This window comes from Mesorhizobium sp. YR577, from assembly GCF_900116595.1.
In the GTDB taxonomy this organism is placed as follows: domain Bacteria; phylum Pseudomonadota; class Alphaproteobacteria; order Rhizobiales; family Rhizobiaceae; genus Mesorhizobium_M.
Genome location: NZ_FPBI01000007.1, coordinates 165,294 through 181,200, shown reverse-complemented (window position 1 = coordinate 181,200; position 15,907 = coordinate 165,294). Strand labels below are relative to the sequence as shown.

16 protein-coding genes and 1 tRNA gene are annotated in these 15,907 nt (G+C 60.3%); 3 read left to right on the top strand and 14 right to left on the bottom strand.

What is annotated here, in order from left to right; genetic code table 11:
- Positions 1–183: 183 nt before the first annotated feature.
- Positions 184–1,002 (top strand): DUF3313 domain-containing protein, encoded by an 819-nt coding sequence (locus BM413_RS12380; protein ID WP_244537854.1) that lies wholly within the window; start codon positions 184–186, stop codon positions 1,000–1,002.
- Here BM413_RS12380 and BM413_RS12375 read toward each other — a convergent pair whose 3' ends face one another.
- From BM413_RS12375 to BM413_RS12360, 3 genes are all read right to left on the bottom strand, one after another.
- On the bottom strand, positions 1,003–2,331 hold the full coding sequence (locus tag BM413_RS12375) for a sensor histidine kinase (RefSeq protein WP_091913630.1): 1,329 nt from the start codon (positions 2,329–2,331) through the stop codon (positions 1,003–1,005). It lies immediately after the preceding gene.
- Entirely contained in the window at positions 2,331–3,002 is a 672-nt protein-coding gene (locus BM413_RS12370; protein WP_091913629.1) for a response regulator transcription factor, read from the bottom strand. Before BM413_RS12370 ends, BM413_RS12375 begins: the two co-directional genes overlap by 1 nt.
- 345 nt (positions 3,003–3,347) lie before the next feature.
- Positions 3,348–3,423 (bottom strand) — tRNA-Lys (locus BM413_RS12360).
- Between the two features lie 377 nt (positions 3,424–3,800).
- Here BM413_RS12360 and BM413_RS12355 point away from each other — a divergent pair.
- Positions 3,801–4,328 carry a BA14K family protein gene (locus BM413_RS12355; RefSeq protein ID WP_091913627.1) on the top strand — a complete coding sequence of 176 codons (528 nt, stop codon included), beginning with the start codon at positions 3,801–3,803 and terminating at the stop codon, positions 4,326–4,328.
- A gap of 61 nt (positions 4,329–4,389) precedes the next feature.
- Here the strand turns inward: BM413_RS12355 and glpK are convergent, their stop codons facing one another.
- From glpK to BM413_RS12320, 7 genes are all read right to left on the bottom strand, one after another.
- On the bottom strand, positions 4,390–5,883 hold the full coding sequence (gene glpK, locus BM413_RS12350) for a glycerol kinase GlpK (protein ID WP_091913626.1): 1,494 nt from the start codon (positions 5,881–5,883) through the stop codon (positions 4,390–4,392).
- A 146-nt stretch (positions 5,884–6,029) separates the two neighbouring features.
- Entirely contained in the window at positions 6,030–6,794 is a 765-nt protein-coding gene (locus BM413_RS12345) for a DeoR/GlpR family DNA-binding transcription regulator (RefSeq protein ID WP_091913625.1), read from the bottom strand.
- Between the two features lie 85 nt (positions 6,795–6,879).
- Positions 6,880–8,292: a pyridoxal phosphate-dependent decarboxylase family protein gene (locus tag BM413_RS12340; RefSeq protein ID WP_091913624.1), complete on the bottom strand. Its 1,413-nt coding sequence runs from the start codon at positions 8,290–8,292 to the stop codon at positions 6,880–6,882.
- Positions 8,293–8,326: 34 nt separating this feature from the next.
- Complete coding sequence (locus BM413_RS12335) at positions 8,327–9,058, bottom strand: proteasome-type protease (RefSeq protein WP_091913623.1); 732 nt, start codon at positions 9,056–9,058, stop codon at positions 8,327–8,329.
- Between the two features lie 30 nt (positions 9,059–9,088).
- Positions 9,089–9,883 carry a transglutaminase family protein gene (locus tag BM413_RS12330; RefSeq protein WP_091913622.1) on the bottom strand — a complete coding sequence of 265 codons (795 nt, stop codon included), beginning with the start codon at positions 9,881–9,883 and terminating at the stop codon, positions 9,089–9,091.
- Positions 9,883–10,824, bottom strand: a complete 942-nt coding sequence (locus tag BM413_RS12325; protein WP_091913621.1) for an alpha-E domain-containing protein — start codon at positions 10,822–10,824, stop codon at positions 9,883–9,885. The genes BM413_RS12330 and BM413_RS12325 overlap by 1 nt, the downstream gene beginning before the upstream one ends.
- Positions 10,825–10,844: 20 nt before the next feature.
- On the bottom strand, positions 10,845–12,257 hold the full coding sequence (locus BM413_RS12320) for a circularly permuted type 2 ATP-grasp protein (RefSeq protein WP_162931620.1): 1,413 nt from the start codon (positions 12,255–12,257) through the stop codon (positions 10,845–10,847).
- A 294-nt stretch (positions 12,258–12,551) separates the two neighbouring features.
- Between BM413_RS12320 and BM413_RS12310 the strand changes: the two genes are divergently transcribed.
- Positions 12,552–12,971 (top strand): DUF4864 domain-containing protein, encoded by a 420-nt coding sequence (locus BM413_RS12310; protein ID WP_091913619.1) that lies wholly within the window; start codon positions 12,552–12,554, stop codon positions 12,969–12,971.
- A gap of 6 nt (positions 12,972–12,977) precedes the next feature.
- Here BM413_RS12310 and tgt read toward each other — a convergent pair whose 3' ends face one another.
- From tgt to BM413_RS12290, 4 genes are read right to left on the bottom strand one after another with little or no spacing between them, the layout of a single operon-like run.
- Entirely contained in the window at positions 12,978–14,108 is a 1,131-nt protein-coding gene (gene tgt / locus BM413_RS12305; RefSeq protein ID WP_091913618.1) for a tRNA guanosine(34) transglycosylase Tgt, read from the bottom strand.
- Positions 14,101–14,370, bottom strand: coding sequence for a hypothetical protein (locus tag BM413_RS12300; protein ID WP_091913617.1), 270 nt, complete (start codon positions 14,368–14,370; stop codon positions 14,101–14,103). Before BM413_RS12300 ends, tgt begins: the two co-directional genes overlap by 8 nt.
- On the bottom strand, positions 14,360–15,448 hold the full coding sequence (gene queA / locus BM413_RS12295; RefSeq protein WP_091913616.1) for a tRNA preQ1(34) S-adenosylmethionine ribosyltransferase-isomerase QueA: 1,089 nt from the start codon (positions 15,446–15,448) through the stop codon (positions 14,360–14,362). Before queA ends, BM413_RS12300 begins: the two co-directional genes overlap by 11 nt.
- Positions 15,448–15,897: a DMT family transporter gene (locus BM413_RS12290; RefSeq protein WP_091913615.1), complete on the bottom strand. Its 450-nt coding sequence runs from the start codon at positions 15,895–15,897 to the stop codon at positions 15,448–15,450. Before BM413_RS12290 ends, queA begins: the two co-directional genes overlap by 1 nt.
- Between the last annotated feature and the right edge of the window lie 10 nt (positions 15,898–15,907).

Below are 15,907 nucleotides of genomic sequence, written 5' to 3'. Positions count from 1 at the left end.
CTGGTCATCCGCCCGTAATGATGCGGCAATGTTGCACTCACAGGGTCTTCCGAGACATCGTTCACAGGAAGCCTGATACATATGTGCAGCACCGCAATATCCGAGCCACGCAAGCTGGCGATCGGCCCTATCTGCTTGTCCCAATTGAAAATTGCATGCATCGCATTGCCCGTGACGCTGGTCATGGCGGGCTGCAGCACAGTTCCGCTCAAGGAAGCGGGAACGTTGACATCCTATGGTAGCCTTGGTGCTGTCAAAGGCAAGCTCGGCAAGTCGCGCTCCTTCGTGGATGGGCCGGCCTTGGCGGGCGTGAAAACCGTCAGTATTTCACCGACTTCATATTCGCCCGGCGCCTTTGCCCGGGTAAAGCAGAGGGAAGACCGGGCACTGGTGGCGAATGCTCTGGATCGGGCGATGTGTGTTGCTCTGAGCGATAAGTATCAGGTCGTGCCAACGGGGCAGCCCGCCGACTTGACTGTGCGAGCAGTGGTTGCCGACCTGGTGCCGACTGATAAGACGATGGCAGGCGTTTCGACAGCCGTAACGCTGGGCAGCGGCGCCGTATTGCCGGTCAGCATCCCTCGCCTGCCGATGGGCCTGGGAGGTCTCGCAGTCGAGGCCGAGGCGCTCGATCGTAATGGTATCCAGCGCGCCGCGATCGTCTGGTCGCGTGGAGCGAATTCCATCACGAACAATCCCAGGGTTTCTGAAGTTGGCGACGCCTACAGCCTGGCCACTACATTCGGGAATGATTTTTCCAGGATGCTTGTCACGGGCAAGGACGCCTCCGGATTTCAGATATCAATACCTTCGGGTCAGAAAATGAAATCTATGCTTGGCGGCAAACCGAAATATGCCGCCTGTGAGGCTTTCGGGCGATCCCCTGGGATAGCCGGAATGGTGGCGGACAAGTTCGGCGCTCCACCTACCTGGACCGACAAATCCGGCAAGAAGTCGGTTACAACACTCACGGCGCGGACCGCCCCGTCACTCCCTGAATAGCTAAATTCGGATTGTCAGCTTCGTTCCGGCAGTCCCGCTATCAAGCAGAACCTGGCCGCCGTGGTTGGTGACGATCTGCCGGACAAGGCTCAGTCCGAGCCCGGCGCCTGTGGATCGTGGGGTAACCCTATAAAAGGGCTCGAACACCAATTCCCGCTGGTCAAAGGGTATTCCCGGTCCTTGATCCGCGACTTCGACGTGTCCATCCGCAGAGACAGATATTGAGATCATGCCGGCATTGCCGGCGTGATCAATGGCATTGCGAACCAGATTGCTGACAGCTCGCGTCATTGCAGATGGACTGCCCTGCCGCTCAAACCTGTCTGCGTCGCTGTGGAACGAGATTTCGTATCCGGCTGCGATTGCAAGGGGAGCGAGGTCGGCAACCGCCATCCTGGCGATGTCGACCAGGTCAATCGTTTCGAAGGGGTCTTCGTTCAGGTCGTTTCGCTCGAAATCGAGGAGCTGCTCGGCGGTTCCCCCCAACCGCGCGACATCTTTCAAAAGGCGCTGACGGTCCTGCCCCTCTGCCATGCCTTCGATTCTGATCTGCATGATCGCTATTGGCGTGCGCAACTCATGAGCAGCATCCACCAGAAAGCGCTGTCTCTTCTGGAATTCGGCGTCAAGACGCTCAAGTGCTCCGTTGAACGCCACAATCAGCGGGGCAACCTCTCGAGGAACAGTTTTGGTCGGAAGTCTTGCGCCACGGCTGCGCGGTTCGATCGCCGCCGCCCTGCGGGCGACATCATTCACACCACTGAGCGAACGTTGGACAATGCGGGGTACGGCCAGGAATATCGCAGGCAGCGTAAGACCGAGCAGAGGCAAGTATATGGGTTTCAGCTCGACAAGAAGAACGGGCACGACCCAATCCGTTCCGGAGGTCTTTCCAAGCATGATTCTTACCTCGCCGGCAGCCGAATAGACGGTTTCGATCGAGGCGATTTCGCTTGTGTCGGCAGCTCCCCTGATGTCGGCCTCATGAAACCGGTACACAAAGGGTCCGAGATCCGCATAGGACGCAGGTATCTGGCCATAAGAAACCATTTCGCCACGAGCAGTCGCAACGACGTACCACAAGCCTTCGGTCTGACTCTTGATGGACCGAAGACCCGGCGTGTCACGTATTTCGAGGCGCCCTTGGGAATCAAGTACGATCGCATCCTCCATGGCCAGAGAGACTTTCTTCTCAAGGACCAGATTGGGGGAAAGGACTGTTGCCCCATAGAACGCCAGGCCGACAATCAACAGCGCGACAATCGCGACGAACGTAACGCTGAGCTGCCAGCTTAGCTTCCACCTGAGCGACGTATTTCCTTCCGACATCACTCTTCCTTCAGGAGATATCCGACGCCTCTTATGCTATGGATGGCCACTCCGGCGCCGGCCTCGAGCAACCTCTTGCGCAGGCGCGAAATATGGGTGTCGAGCGCGTTCGACTGGATCTCGTCTTCATAGTTGTAGACGGCAGCTTCCAAGGTGGAGCGAAGAACGGTTTTTCCGCTCCGCTTTGCCAGCGCGGCAAGGACCATAAGTTCTCTTCGCGGAATATCGACCGGACTGGAATTGACGGTCACGTTGAAATGCAGCGGATCGACGGTCACCCGGCCGACTGTGATTTCTGGTTCTGCCAGACTTGCCGGCCTGCGCAGCACCGCACGCAGGCGAGCCATCAACTCGTCGATCAGAAAGGGTTTGCCCAGATAGTCGTCCGCGCCGGCATCGAGACCCTCAACGCGCTCTTTGGGCTCGTTTCGTGCCGTAAGAACAATTATCGGCGTATCGATGCCAGCCAGTCTCAGCTTCGGGATGAAACCGAGACCGTCGCCATCAGGCAGGCGGCGGTCCAAAAGAATTGCGTCATAGACGTATTGGCGTGACAGCTCGATCGCATCTGCGAGCAGCATGGTGTGATCTATGACGATGCCCTGTTTACGCAGCGCTCCCGCAAGCGCTTCCGCCAATGCCTTTTCATCCTCGATCAATAAAATCCGCATCGCGGTCGCGCCTTTTTTGACCGTCCTTGCACCTGCGGAGATTGCAGCAGCATTACGGATAGCAGGCGAACGCTAAGCTACTTCAATTTCGATTTTTGTATGTCGGGCTGAGCTTAATTGAACGCATGCCGAATGGGCCTGCCGGGCACGAGCACCTCGGCAGCGTTCAGGATGCCTGCGGCGTCAATCCCGTAATGCCTGTAGAGGTCGGCGATCGTCACGGTTTGGCCGAAATGCTCGACACCCAGTGACCGCGTGCGATGCTCGCGCACCGACCCAAGCCATGAGGGAATGCGCTCTTTCCTGAGATACGCAGCCTGCGAAATCAAAAGCTGATATTGGTGTTGGTGGGCTGGATGGGACTCGAACCCATGACCCCAGAATTAAAAGTTCCGTGCTCTACCATCTGAGCTACCAGCCCTTCACCAATCACCCGTGTCCCTGTCAGAACGAATGCTCCGAACCCCGGCAAGCCGGAAATGCCCACGTTATCCGTATGCATCGATTTCAGAGCGGGCGGCAGAAAGCCGCAACGAGTGTTTTCGCAGCGCACAAAAGTCGCCTCGAAATTGCGGCGGAACATAGGGAGAGTGCCCCTGCCGGTCAACCGGAAAAAGCATTGTCCAGCAGCCTTTGTTCGCGCTCGCGACTTCGTGCTTGCGGCATTCTTGCGTCGGGCCCGATCGCGCGCCATAAATCACTGCGTTTCAATCACTTGCATTCGGCTGGAACCAATCGCGCCGTTTGCACGTTGCTTGGGGCACAAGGGACAAATTCACCCTTTGCGAGGAGATCACCATGAAGAAATTTCTCTCAGGCCTTTGCGCTTCGGCGCTTGCATTGTCCTTCGCGATTATGCCGGCCATCCCGGAAGCCAGCGCAGCACCTGCCTATGTGCCGCCGGCGGCGACAACGCAGTCCGACGTGCAGCAGGTACAATACGACCCTTACCGGCGGGCCATTCCTTCCGCACGGCACTTCCGTGGCGACAGGCGCGATTTCCGTCGGGGCTGGCGCGATGGGCGCCGTGACGGACGCCGTTTCGAACGCCGCGGCGACTACAGCTACTATCGCGGGCATCGCGGCTATCGAAACTATCGCCACGGCTACCGCGAATATAACGGCTACTGGTTCCCGGCTGCCGCATTCATCACCGGGGCAATCGTCGGTGGCGCGATAGCAGCACCGCCGCCGGTTCGTGAATATCGCGGTGGCGGCAACGCCCATGTGCGTTGGTGCTATAACCGCTACCGTTCGTATCGGGCTTATGACAACACGTTCCAGCCCTATGGCGGCCCGCGTCAGCAGTGCTATTCGCCCTATTAATATCGACCTTCACGAAAATCAGGCCCGCGCTAACCGCGCGGGCCTTTTTATGTGATTCCGTTCAATCCTGAGACAACGTCCGCTTCACCGCATTGCGCCAGCCCTTCAGCTTGGCTGCTCGCACGGTCTCGTCCATCTGCGGCTTGAAGCGACGATCCAGCGCCCACGACTTGGCAAAGGCCTTGGCCTTGGGCCACACCCCTGCCCGCGAACCGGCCAGCCATGCGGCGCCCAGCGCGGTGGTTTCCAGAATGGTAGGCCGGTCGACCGGCGCATCCAGGATGTCGGCCAACCGCTGCATGGTCCAGTCCGAGGCGACCATGCCGCCGTCGACCCGCAGAACGGTCTGTTTCGAACCGCCTTTCCAATCCTTACGCATCGCATCGAGCAGATCGCGTGTCTGGTAAGCCACCGATTCGAGTGCGGCGCGCGCGAATTCGGCCGGGCCGGAATTACGCGTCAGGCCAAAGATCGCACCGCGTGCCTCGGCGTCCCAATGCGGCGCGCCGAGACCGACAAAGGCCGGCACCAGATAGACGTTCTGCGTATCGTCGGCCTTGGCTGCCAGAACGCCGCTATGCTCGGCCTTGCCGATGACGCCGATGCCGTCGCGCAGCCATTGGACGGCAGCGCCTGCCACAAAGATCGAGCCTTCAAGCGCATAGGTCGTCTCACCATTGAGGCGATAGGCAATCGTCGTTAGCAGGCGGTTCCTGGAACGCACCATGTCGGCGCCGGTGTTCAGAAGCGCAAAGCAGCCGGTGCCATAGGTCGACTTCATCATGCCGGGCTCGAAACAGGCCTGGCCGATCGTCGCCGCCTGCTGGTCACCGGCAACGCCGAGAATCGGAATTTCCGCGCCGAAAAGCTTTTTGTCGGTGACGCCGAAATCGTCGGCGCAGTCCTTCACTTCCGGCAGAAGTGCCGCCGGAATGCGCAGGATCTTCAGCAATTCGGCGTCCCATTCATTGGAACGGATGTTGTAGACGAGCGTGCGCGAGGCATTCGTCGCGTCCGTCGCGTGAACCTTGCCGCCGGTCAGCCGCCAGATCAGGAAACTGTCGATCGTACCCGCCAGCAATTCGCCCTTTTCGGCCCGCCGGCGCGCGCCTTTGACGTTGTCGAGGATCCAGGCAATCTTGGTGCCGGAGAAATACGGGTCGAGCAGCAAACCCGTCTTCCGCGAGAAAAGCGGCTCAAGCCCCTGCTTCTTCAGCTTCTGGCAGAGCGGCGCTGTGCGGCGGTCCTGCCAGACGATGGCATTGTGGATCGGCTTGCCGGTGGCCTTTTCCCATATCACGACGGTTTCGCGCTGATTGGTGATGCCGATGGCCGAAACATCGGCAGCAGTGGATTTTGCCTTCCTGAGCGCCGTCTTGCAGGTGCTGACCACGCTTTGCCAGATCTCGTCCGGATCATGCTCGACCCAGCCCGAAGCCGGGAAATGCTGGGTGAATTCCTGTTGACCGGTGCCGATCGGCTTCATCGCCGCATCGAAAACGATCGCACGGCTCGACGTCGTGCCCTGATCGATCGCCAGCACCAATCCAGCCATCATCTCCCCCTCTTTGTCTCGGCTCCGAGAACAGCGACGGCCCGAAGCTTCTTCATTCCGCGCTTTTCCAAAGCACGAAACTATTTTCTATCAATTCGAAAGATAAACGAATGTCAACGAAAATGGATGGAGACATAGCGACGGCATCAGCGCGTAGTTTCGATCAGTTGGACTTCCGACTCCAGGCAAATCGAACGCACGGACTCGATATCGCAGCGATCCGTGATGAAGGAATCGACCTGCGACAGATGCCCGATCCGCACCGGCGCCGTGCGCTCGAACTTGGTCGCGTCGGCGACGAGGATGACATGACGTGCGTTGGCAATGATTGCCTGCGCCACCTTCACCTCGCGGAAATCGAAGTCTAGCAGCGCGCCGTCGTGGTCGATTGCCGACGCTCCGATGACTGCGTAGTCAACCTTGAACTGCTTTATGAAATCCACCGCCGCTTCGCCGACGACGCCGCCGTCCGAGCCGCGCACGACGCCACCGGCGATCACGACCTCTATCTCAGGAAAAACGCGCATCCTGTTGGCAACATTGATGTTATTGGTAATAACCATCAGGCCGGAATGATCCAGGAGCGCCTGGCTTACGGCTTCGGTCGTCGTGCCGATGTTGATGAAGAGCGAAGCGTTATCCGGGATAAGCTTGGCGGCTGCGCGGCCAATTGCGTCTTTCTCCTCCGCCGCAATCTTGCGGCGGGCCTCATATTCCATGTTCTCGATGCCCGAGGGAAAAAGCGCCCCGCCATGAATGCGGCTCAACAGGCGCTGGTCGCAGAGATCGTTGAGATCCTTGCGTATGGTCTGCGGCGTCACGCCGAAATGCGCCGCCAGATCGTCGACGAGAACGCGGCCGGAATCCTTGGCCAGTTGTATGATTTCCGAATGCCGCGTCGACAGGAACACGCTGCTTCTCCGATCTTCGTTTGAGGCAATAATCAAGGTAAAACGAAACGCCGCAAAAACATAGCTGGCGAATTGGGAGGTGCCCTCACCGAAGCGAAGCCGCAATCTCAGTGATCACTGAATAGGCAGTGTCCACATCCTGCTCGGTAGCCTCGAACTGGCCGACCTGAAAACGGATGGCAAAATGACCGTCGACCCGCGTCTGCGTCAGGTAGATGCGGCCGTCATCATTGATCGCGTTGATAAGGCGCAAATTGTGCTCGTCGAGGTCGGTCGCGCCTGCCGGTATATGCCGGAACGAGAATAGCGACAGCATGGGCTCGGTGACGAGTTCGAACTCCGGCGTGGCGGCAATCCGCGCGGCCAGTTTTTCCGCCCAGGCGACATGGTTGCGGATCATGGTGCGCAGGCCGGAAAGGCCATGGGCGCGCAGCAGGAACCACAGCTTCAGCGCACGAAAACGGCGGCCAAGCGGCACCGACCATTCAGAATAATTGACGACGCCATCCTTGCCGTGCGTCTTCAGATATTCGGGCTTGATCGCCAGCGTGCGGACGAGGTCGTCGGGATTGCGCACGAACTGCGCCGAGCAATCGAACTGCGCTCCCAGCCATTTGTGCGGATTGAAGACGATCGAATCGGCATGCTCGACACCGGCCCAGAAATGCCGGAATTCTTCGCAGATCATCGCCGAGCCGGCCCAGGCAGCGTCGACATGAAGGTAAAGTCCATATTTCTGCGCCACTGCCGCGACCGCGACGATGTCGTCGGTGCCACCGGTGCTGGTGCCGCCGACACAGGCGACGATGCCAGCGGGAAGCAGGCCGCTTGCATTGTCGGCAATGATCGCCGCTTCAAGGGCTGCCACATCCATCGCCCGCCAGCGCCCGGCGGTCGGGATGCGGACAAGATTTTCCTCGCCGATGCCCGCAACCCAGATCGCCCGGTCGATCGAGGTATGGACCTGATCCGAGGAATAGACGCGGATGCGCGGCTGGCCAGACAGGCCTTGCTTGTTGCCCTGCCAGTCGAGCGCCCTCTCGCGCATGGTCAGCACGGCAGCGAGCGTCGCGGATGATGCCGAATCCTGCAGCACGCCGGAAAACCCTTCCGGCAGGCCCAGTGCCTGGCGCAGCCAGTCGATGATGCGCGTTTCGAGTTCGGTTGCGGCGGGCGACGTCTGCCACAGCATGCATTGCGCCGCCATGACGGTGACCAGATATTCCGCCACCACCGAAACCGGCGCCGCATTGGCCGGGAAATAGGCGAAGAAACGCGGATGCTGCCAGTGCGTCATGCCCGGCAGGATCTTCTCCTCGAAGTCGGCGAAAATCGCCTCCATCGCTTCGGGTGCTTCCGGCGGCGAAAGGGCGATGCCTGCTGCTATTTCGCCGGGCTGGGTCTGCGCCCGCACTGGCCGTTCGCGCAACGTCTCGCGATAGTCCGCGCCCCATTCGGCCGCCTTCAGCGACCAATCGCGAAATTCCTTGGCGTCCAAGTGCTTCCTCCCACCGGCAAAACGCCGGTCGATATCAGATGGGGAAATCAGGCAGGCTCTTGAACGCCAGCTTCAGCGCATTCGACCAGCCGTCCGAGATCGTCCGGTAATAGGGATCGTCGAGCGCGATGCGCTTTTTCAGCTTAACCGCGAGTGTGTCGTTTTCATAAAGAAGAAGATCCAGCGGAAGGCCGACCGAAAGATTGGATTTCAGTGTGGAATCAAAGGACACCATCAAAAGCTTGACAGTTTCCTCGAAGCTCATGGTGCGGTCGTAAGCGCGCACGATGATCGGTTTGCCATACTTGGTTTCACCGACCTGGAAGAACGGCGTGTCATCCGTGGATTCGATGAAGTTGCCTTCCGGATAGATCATGAACAGGCGCGGCGGACTGCCCTTGATCTGGCCGCCGAGGATGAAGGAGGCGTTGAAATAGGAATCGGCGCTCTCACCTGTCGGCGATGCGTGAGCGATGACTTCCTTGACGACATCGCCGATCAGCCGTGCCGTCTGATACATCGACGGCGTTTCAAGCACGACGGAAGAGCGTTCCTCCGGCGCCTTGGAGCGCTCCTCGAGCAGGCTGACCACAGCCTGCGTCGTTGCAAGGTTGCCGGCGGACATCAAGACGATGACGCGCTCGCCCGGCTTTTCCCAGACATGCATCTTGCGGAAGGTGGAGATGCTGTCCATTCCGGCATTCGTGCGGGTGTCCGACATGAACACCAGACCACGATCCAACTTGAGGCCGACACAGTAAGTCATGGAATCCCGTATTCTAAAACAATACCGGGATTACTGCTCGACCGTGATGTGAACCGCAAGCTGTTCCGACGCCTGTCCCAAGCGAATCCCGGAAACCGGCATAGCATCGCGATAATCTCGGCCTGTCGCAAGTCGCACATAGCGTTCGTCTGGGGAAATGCCGTTGGCGGCGTCAAACGCGACCCAGCCGAGCGAGGGAACAAAGGCTTCCGCCCAGGCATGGCTCGCCACCTGCTCGATGGTGCCGTCCATCATCAGATAGCCGCTGACATAGCGCGCCGGCATGCCGAGCAGCCGTGCGGCGGACGAAAACACATGGGCATGATCCTGGCAGACGCCGCGGCCCTGTTTCAGCGCCTCTTCCGCCGTGGTTTCGGCGTCGGTCGCGCCAACGACATAGTCGACACGCTCCCGCACCATGCCCAACAATTGATGCAGGCGATCGATCTCGGCGCCCGGCCCTACCGACGACGCCAGTTGACGAATGCCTTCACCAGCCTCCGTCAGCGGTGTCGCATGACTGAACAGCCAGAGCGGCGCAAAACCGCTGTGTGGCCCGCTGACGCCGGCGGTGTCGTGCGTTTCGACCTCGCCCGTGGCCTCGACGCTGACCACGCGCGGATCGCCTTCGATGCTGACCAGCCGCGTGTCGTTGCCGAACTGGTCGGAAAACCGCACCTCCTCGCGCGCACCGCCGACCGCAACGTTCCACGACAGCACCGACTGCGTCTTGCCGTCTCGCGGCAACAGCCGCAGCCGTTGCAGCCCGTAATGAACAGGCATGTCGTAGTGGTATTCGGTGCGATGCGTGATTTTGAGGCGCATCAATGAAACCTGTAATTCTGGGCTACTTCGTCGCCGAGGCGGTAATTGTCGCGGATGAAGCACGACAGGAATTCATGCAGGCCTGCATCGAAGATGGTCTTGACGTTGCCGACTTCCAGCTTGGCCATGGTTTCACCCGCCGTCTTGTGACAGGCGTGGAGTTCGCCATAATCGTCAGCCAGATAGGCCAGGCTCTCGGCGATGTTGCGATAGCAATAGGCAAGCGAACGCGGCATGCGGTTATTCAGGATGAGATAGTCGGCGATATTGGCCGGTCTGTAGTCGGCTTCATAAACCCAGCGATAGGAACGATGCGCCGACACCGAGCGCAGGATCGATTCCCACTGGTAGTTGTCCAGCGTCGACCCGACCCAGGAAATCGACGGCAGCAGAACGTAATATTTGACGTCGAGGATGCGCGCCGTGTTGTCGGCCCGCTCGACGAAGGTGCCGATCTGGGAGAAATCGAAGATCTCGTTGCGCAGCATCGTGCCGTGGAAAGCGCCTCGGATCAGCGCGGTCTCGCGCTTGATGGCGTCCAGCACCGCCGGCACGTCGCGCTGGTCGACCGGGCTGCCCAGCATGCGCTTCAGCGACATCCAGGCCTCATTTATGCTTTCCCAGGTCTCGCGCGTCAGCGCTGTGCGCACCATGCGGCCATTGTTGCGGGCCGTTTCGATCGCCGACATCACGCTCGACGGATTGGATGTGTCGCGCAGAAGGAAATCGGTGACCGTTTCGGCGCTGAAATCATCATGGCGCTCGCGAAATGTCGCTTCCACCCCGGCGCTCAGAATGACGGAGGTCCATTCGTCCGCCGAACTTGACGTCCGGGTCAGCGCCATGCGCATGCCGGCATCGATCAGGCGCGCCATATTCTCGGCCCGCTCGATATAGCGATTCATCCAGTAAATGCCGTTTGCGGTGCGTCCGAGAAGCATCGATACCCTTTAAAACTAACTCAATCGTCGAGAACCCACGTATCCTTCGTGCCGCCACCCTGCGAGGAATTCACCACCAGCGAGCCTTCTTTTAGCGCCACCCGCGTCAGCCCGCCGGGCACGATCTGGATGCGATCGGAAACCAGCACGAAAGGCCTGAGATCGACGTGGCGCGGGGCGAGGCCCTTTTCGGTCAGGATCGGGCAGGTCGACAACGAAAGCGTCGGCTGGGCGATGTAGTTGGCCGGGCGTGCTTTCAGCTTTTGCGAAAACGCCTCGCATTCCTTCTTGCTCGCCGCCGGCCCGACCAGCATGCCGTAGCCGCCGGAACCGTGAACTTCCTTCACCACGAGCTCATCGAGATGTTCCAGCACATATTTCAGGCTGTCCGGCTCCGAGCAGCGCCAGGTCGGGATGTTGCCCAGCATCGCCTTGCGGCCGGTATAGAACTCGATGATTTCCGGCATGTAGGAGTAGATCGCCTTGTCATCGCAAATGCCGGTGCCCGGAGCGTTGGCAATGGTGATGTTGCCGGCGCGGTAGACATCCATGATGCCCGGCACGCCGAGCGCCGAATCGGGGCGGAAGGTCAGCGGATCGAGGAAGGCATCGTCGACGCGGCGATAGAGCACGTCGATCTGCTTGTAACCCTCGGTCGTGCGCATGGCGACATGGCCGTCGACGACGCGCAGATCCTGCCCTTCGACAAGCTGGACGCCCATCTGGTCGGCGAGGAAGGCATGTTCGAAATAGGCCGAGTTGAAGCTGCCCGGCGTCAGCACGGCAATCGTCGGCGCGTCCTTCACCCCGTCCGGGCGCACAGCGCTCAGGGACTGACGCAGAAGCTGCGGATAATTCTCGACCGGCCGTACCTTGATGCGCTGGAACAGCTCGGGAAAGAGCTGCATCATCGTTTCGCGGTTTTCCAGCATGTAGGAAACGCCGGAGGGCGTGCGCGCATTGTCTTCCAGAACGTAGAATTCGTTCTCATTGATGCGCACGATGTCAGTGCCGATGATGTGGGTATAAACGCCGCCGGGCGGGCGAACGCCGATCATTTCCGGCAGGAAGGCCACGTTGCTGGCGATCAATTCGCGGGGTATGCGCCCTGCCCGCAGGATTTCCTGGCGGTGATAGATATCGTCGAGAAAGGCGTTCAGCGCCTGAACGCGCTGCTCTATGCCCTGCGTTAGCCGGCGCCATTCCTGGCCCGAGATGATGCGTGGGACGATATCGAATGGAATGAGCCGCTCGGCAGCCTCTTCTTCGCCATAGACGGCAAAGGTGATGCCGGTCTTGCGGAAAACGCGCTCGGCATCGCGCATTTTTTCGGTCAATCGGGCCGCATCCTGGTCTTTGAACCAGTCGTCATAGCCCGTGTATGGTTTTCGCAATCCGGTAGTTTCCGGAAGCATTTCGTCGAATGCAGCCAATCGCGCACTCCCCTCTGAACCTCATTTGAAATGAGGTCGAAGAAGAAAAGCAAGCGCAATCGCACATTCCATGATCAACGCGATACATCTTCCGCCTTTTGCCCAGAATATAGGCATGCTGCCTACGGGGTTTGAAAATCGCTTGGGCAAAGTCGGCATGGCCGTCAGCGGTACTGGCAAGCGAATCTCGTTGCCGGATGAAACCGGGAGGCCGCGCCTTGCGTATGTTAGACTGAAGCCCGGCGCATCGATGCCGAGCTGCGGCATTGCGCTCGATACGACGGGAGAGAATTCATGCGCCGAAGCCTCTTAGCTCTAGCGATCATTCCCGCGCTTTACGTCTCGATGGCTTTTGCCGGCGATGCGGAGATCAAAGCAGCCCAAAGCTCCATCGATAGTCAACTCAAGGCGTTCCGCGCCGGGGACAACGCCGCCGCCTACAGTTTCGCCGCACCCAATGTGAAGCGCATCTTCCCGACGCTGGAAAACTTCATGAACATGGTGATGGGTGCGTATCAGCCCGTCCATCAGCCGCGCAGCTATGCCTTCGGCAAGGTCCAGGAACTCAGCCCGACCTCGATAATCCAGCAGGTGATTATCGTCGGTGCGGACGGCAAGGACTATGAGGCGGTCTATACGCTGGAACTGCAGCCGGACGGTGTGTTCCGCATCACCGGTGTCAGTCTGCGGGCGGCGAATTCATTCAGCACTTAATATCATTCACAGCGCCGGAATATCGCCCCTTGCCCAGCCTTCCGAAATTTCGGCTGTGCGATCGACAAAGGCTCCAGCCTCTATGGCGGCGCGAACATCCTGCATCAGGCGCTGATAGTAGGAAAGATTGTTCCAGGTCAAAAGCATGGCGCCCAGCGCTTCCTGCGATTTGACGAGATGATGGAGGTAGGCGCGGGAATAATCGCGTGCTGCCGGGCAATCGCTTTCCTCGTCGAGCGGGCGATGATCGTCGGCATGGCGGGCGTTGCGGAGGTTGACCTTGCCGCGCCGCGTATAGGCAAGGCCGTGACGCCCGGCGCGGGTCGGCATGACGCAGTCGAACATATCGATGCCGCGCGCAACGGATTTGACGATATCGTCAGGCGTGCCGACGCCCATCAGGTAGCGCGGCTTTTCAGTGGGCAGTTCCGGGCAGGTCACGTCAAGCATGTCGAGCATGACCTCCTGCGGCTCACCGACCGCCAGCCCACCGACAGCATAGCCTTTCAGCCCGAGCCCGCTCAGTGCCTGCGCTGAGCGCACGCGCAATGCCGGCTTGTCGCCGCCCTGCACGATGCCGAACATCGCCTTGCCCGGCTGATCGCCAAAGGCCACCTTGCAGCGTTCGGCCCAGCGCAGCGAAAGCTCCATCGCTTTCTCGATATCCTTGTCCTTGGCAGGCAGGGCTACGCACTCGTCCAGCTGCATCTGGATGTCGGAATCGAGCAGACCCTGGATTTCGATCGAGCGCTCGGGCGACATTTCATAAGCCGCGCCATCGATATGCGAGCGGAAGGTCACGCCCTTTTCGCTCAGCTTGCGCAGCTTCGACAGCGACATGACCTGGAAGCCGCCGGAATCGGTCAGGATCGGATAAGGCCAGCGGGCGAACTCATGCAGGCCGCCAAGGCGCGCGACGCGCTCCGCACCCGGCCGCAGCATCAGGTGATAGGTGTTGCCGAGGATGATGTCCGCGCCAAGATCGCGCACCTGGTCCATATACATGGTCTTGACCGTGCCGCCGGTGCCGACCGGCATGAAGGCGGGCGTGCGGATGGTGCCGCGCGGCATGGTGATCTCGCCGCGCCGGGCCTTGCCGTCGGTGGCCAGAACGCGGAAACCGAAGGTGTCAGACATCAAATTCCCTGTCGTGAATTGGGGCGCCGGCGGCCTGTTCGTCAAGCGACTGGCGATAGCGAATGCAGCCGCGCATGAATTTCGGCCAGGGCGGCACGGCAATCGCCGGTTCGGTCTTCTCCGGCAACAACGCCCAGAGGCCAGGGTGATGCCAGCAGAGGTCGTGGCCCGTGGAATCACGATGCTGGCGAATGCCTGCCCGCAATTTCCTGACTTCCGCTACTAAAGCGGGCCGGTCCATTACATCGAGATCATCGTCCATCGCTCTCCTCCATCCTGAACAGGAGACTGGAATCCCCGTAGGAGTAGAATCTGTAGCGGTTTTCGATGGCATGCGCATAGGCCGCGCGCATCGTATCCGTTCCTGCGAAGGCCGAGACAAGCATGAACAGTGTCGAACGCGGGAGGTGAAAATTGGTCATGAGCACATCGACGGCGCGGAAGCGATAGCCCGGCGTGATGAAGATGTCGGTCGGGCCGGACCATGCCGCCAGGCGCCCGTCTTCGCTGGCGGCACTTTCCAGCAGGCGCAACGAAGTGGTGCCCACCGCGACAATGCGGCGGCCCTCGGCGCGCGCCTTGTTGATCGCATCCGCCGTTTCTTCCGAGACCTGGCCGATTTCGGCATGCATCTTGTGATCGGCGGTGTCATCGACCTTCACCGGCAGGAACGTGCCGGCACCGACATGCAGCGTCACGAAATGCCGCTCGATGCCGCGCTTGTCGAGCGCATCGAAAAGCGCCGGCGTGAAATGCAGCCCGGCGGTCGGCGCGGCAACCGCACCCTCCTCACGCGCATAGACGGTCTGGTAGTCGGCCAGATCGCGGGCGTCGTCGGGACGTTTCGAGGCGATGTAAGGCGGCAGGGGGATGTGACCGACCGTATGCAACGCTTCATCTAGTACCGGGCCGGAGAGATCGAAGCCGAGCAGCACCTCGCCGCCCTCGCCTTTCTCGAGCACGGTTGCGTCGAGCGCGCCGAGAAAGCATGAATTGCCGTCATGGCCGAAATGGATGCGGTCGCCTGCGGCCACGCGCTTGCCCGGACGGACAAAAGCCAGCCAGCGATCCGGGCCGGTGCGCATGTGCAGCGTGGCATCGACATGCGCGGCAGCCTCGCCGCGCCGCCTTATGCCTTTCAGCTGCGCCGGAATGACCTTGGTGTCGTTGAAAACAAGTAGATCGCCTGCCTGGAGCAGCTGCGGCAGGTCACCGACATGCCTGTCTTCCAGAGCTTCCCCGGGTCTCACGACCAGCATCTGTGCGGAATCGCGCGGCTCAGCGGGGCGCAAAGCGATGCGCTCTTCCGGGAGTTCAAAATCGAAAAGATCGACGCGCATCAGTAGATGCGGATCATCAGCGCCCCGGCGAGCAGCAGCAGCGCTCCGGCGATGCGCCCCACCGAGATTTCGCGGACGGCAACACCGAGGAAGCCGACGCGGTCGATGAGCATGCCGGCAAGCAACTGGCCGGTGACGAGAAACGCCATCAATGCCGCTGCACCCAGCTTGGGCGTCAGAATGGTGGCGCTGGTGACATAGGCACCGCCAAGCATGCCCCCGGCGACGAACAGCCAGGGTGCCGGCGCGCGCCAATCAAGCGAAATCCCTTGCGCGCGCGTGATGGCGAAGGAAACGATGCCGAGCACGATCGCGCCCGACAGGAAGGAAAAGGCGGCCGCAGCGACGGGAAGTCCGAGCCCTTTGCTGAGCTCGGAATTGATCGGCGCCTGGATGGCGATGAACGCGCCAGCCAGTATGCCGATCAGTGACCAGAGAACCCCCGCCATAACGGCCTGC

Bases quoted from the DNA above. Each gene is read 5' to 3' on its own strand.
- BM413_RS12335 (WP_091913623.1), bottom strand. From the start codon at position 9,058: ATGACTTACTGTGTCGGCCTCAAGTTGGATCGTGGTCTGGTGTTCATG.
- BM413_RS12370 (WP_091913629.1), bottom strand. From the start codon at position 3,002: ATGCGGATTTTATTGATCGAGGATGAAAAGGCATTGGCGGAAGCGCTT.
- BM413_RS12355 (WP_091913627.1), top strand. From the start codon at position 3,801: ATGAAGAAATTTCTCTCAGGCCTTTGCGCTTCGGCGCTTGCATTGTCC.
- BM413_RS12330 (WP_091913622.1), bottom strand. From the start codon at position 9,883: ATGCGCCTCAAAATCACGCATCGCACCGAATACCACTACGACATGCCT.
- BM413_RS12310 (WP_091913619.1), top strand. From the start codon at position 12,552: ATGCGCCGAAGCCTCTTAGCTCTAGCGATCATTCCCGCGCTTTACGTC.
- BM413_RS12300 (WP_091913617.1), bottom strand. From the start codon at position 14,370: ATGGACGATGATCTCGATGTAATGGACCGGCCCGCTTTAGTAGCGGAA.
- queA (WP_091913616.1), bottom strand. From the start codon at position 15,448: ATGCGCGTCGATCTTTTCGATTTTGAACTCCCGGAAGAGCGCATCGCT.
- BM413_RS12380 (WP_244537854.1), top strand. From the start codon at position 184: ATGGCGGGCTGCAGCACAGTTCCGCTCAAGGAAGCGGGAACGTTGACA.
- BM413_RS12375 (WP_091913630.1), bottom strand. From the start codon at position 2,331: ATGTCGGAAGGAAATACGTCGCTCAGGTGGAAGCTAAGCTGGCAGCTC.
- BM413_RS12290 (WP_091913615.1), bottom strand. From the start codon at position 15,897: ATGGCGGGGGTTCTCTGGTCACTGATCGGCATACTGGCTGGCGCGTTC.
- tgt (WP_091913618.1), bottom strand. From the start codon at position 14,108: ATGTCTGACACCTTCGGTTTCCGCGTTCTGGCCACCGACGGCAAGGCC.
- BM413_RS12325 (WP_091913621.1), bottom strand. From the start codon at position 10,824: ATGCTTCTCGGACGCACCGCAAACGGCATTTACTGGATGAATCGCTAT.
- glpK (WP_091913626.1), bottom strand. From the start codon at position 5,883: ATGGCTGGATTGGTGCTGGCGATCGATCAGGGCACGACGTCGAGCCGT.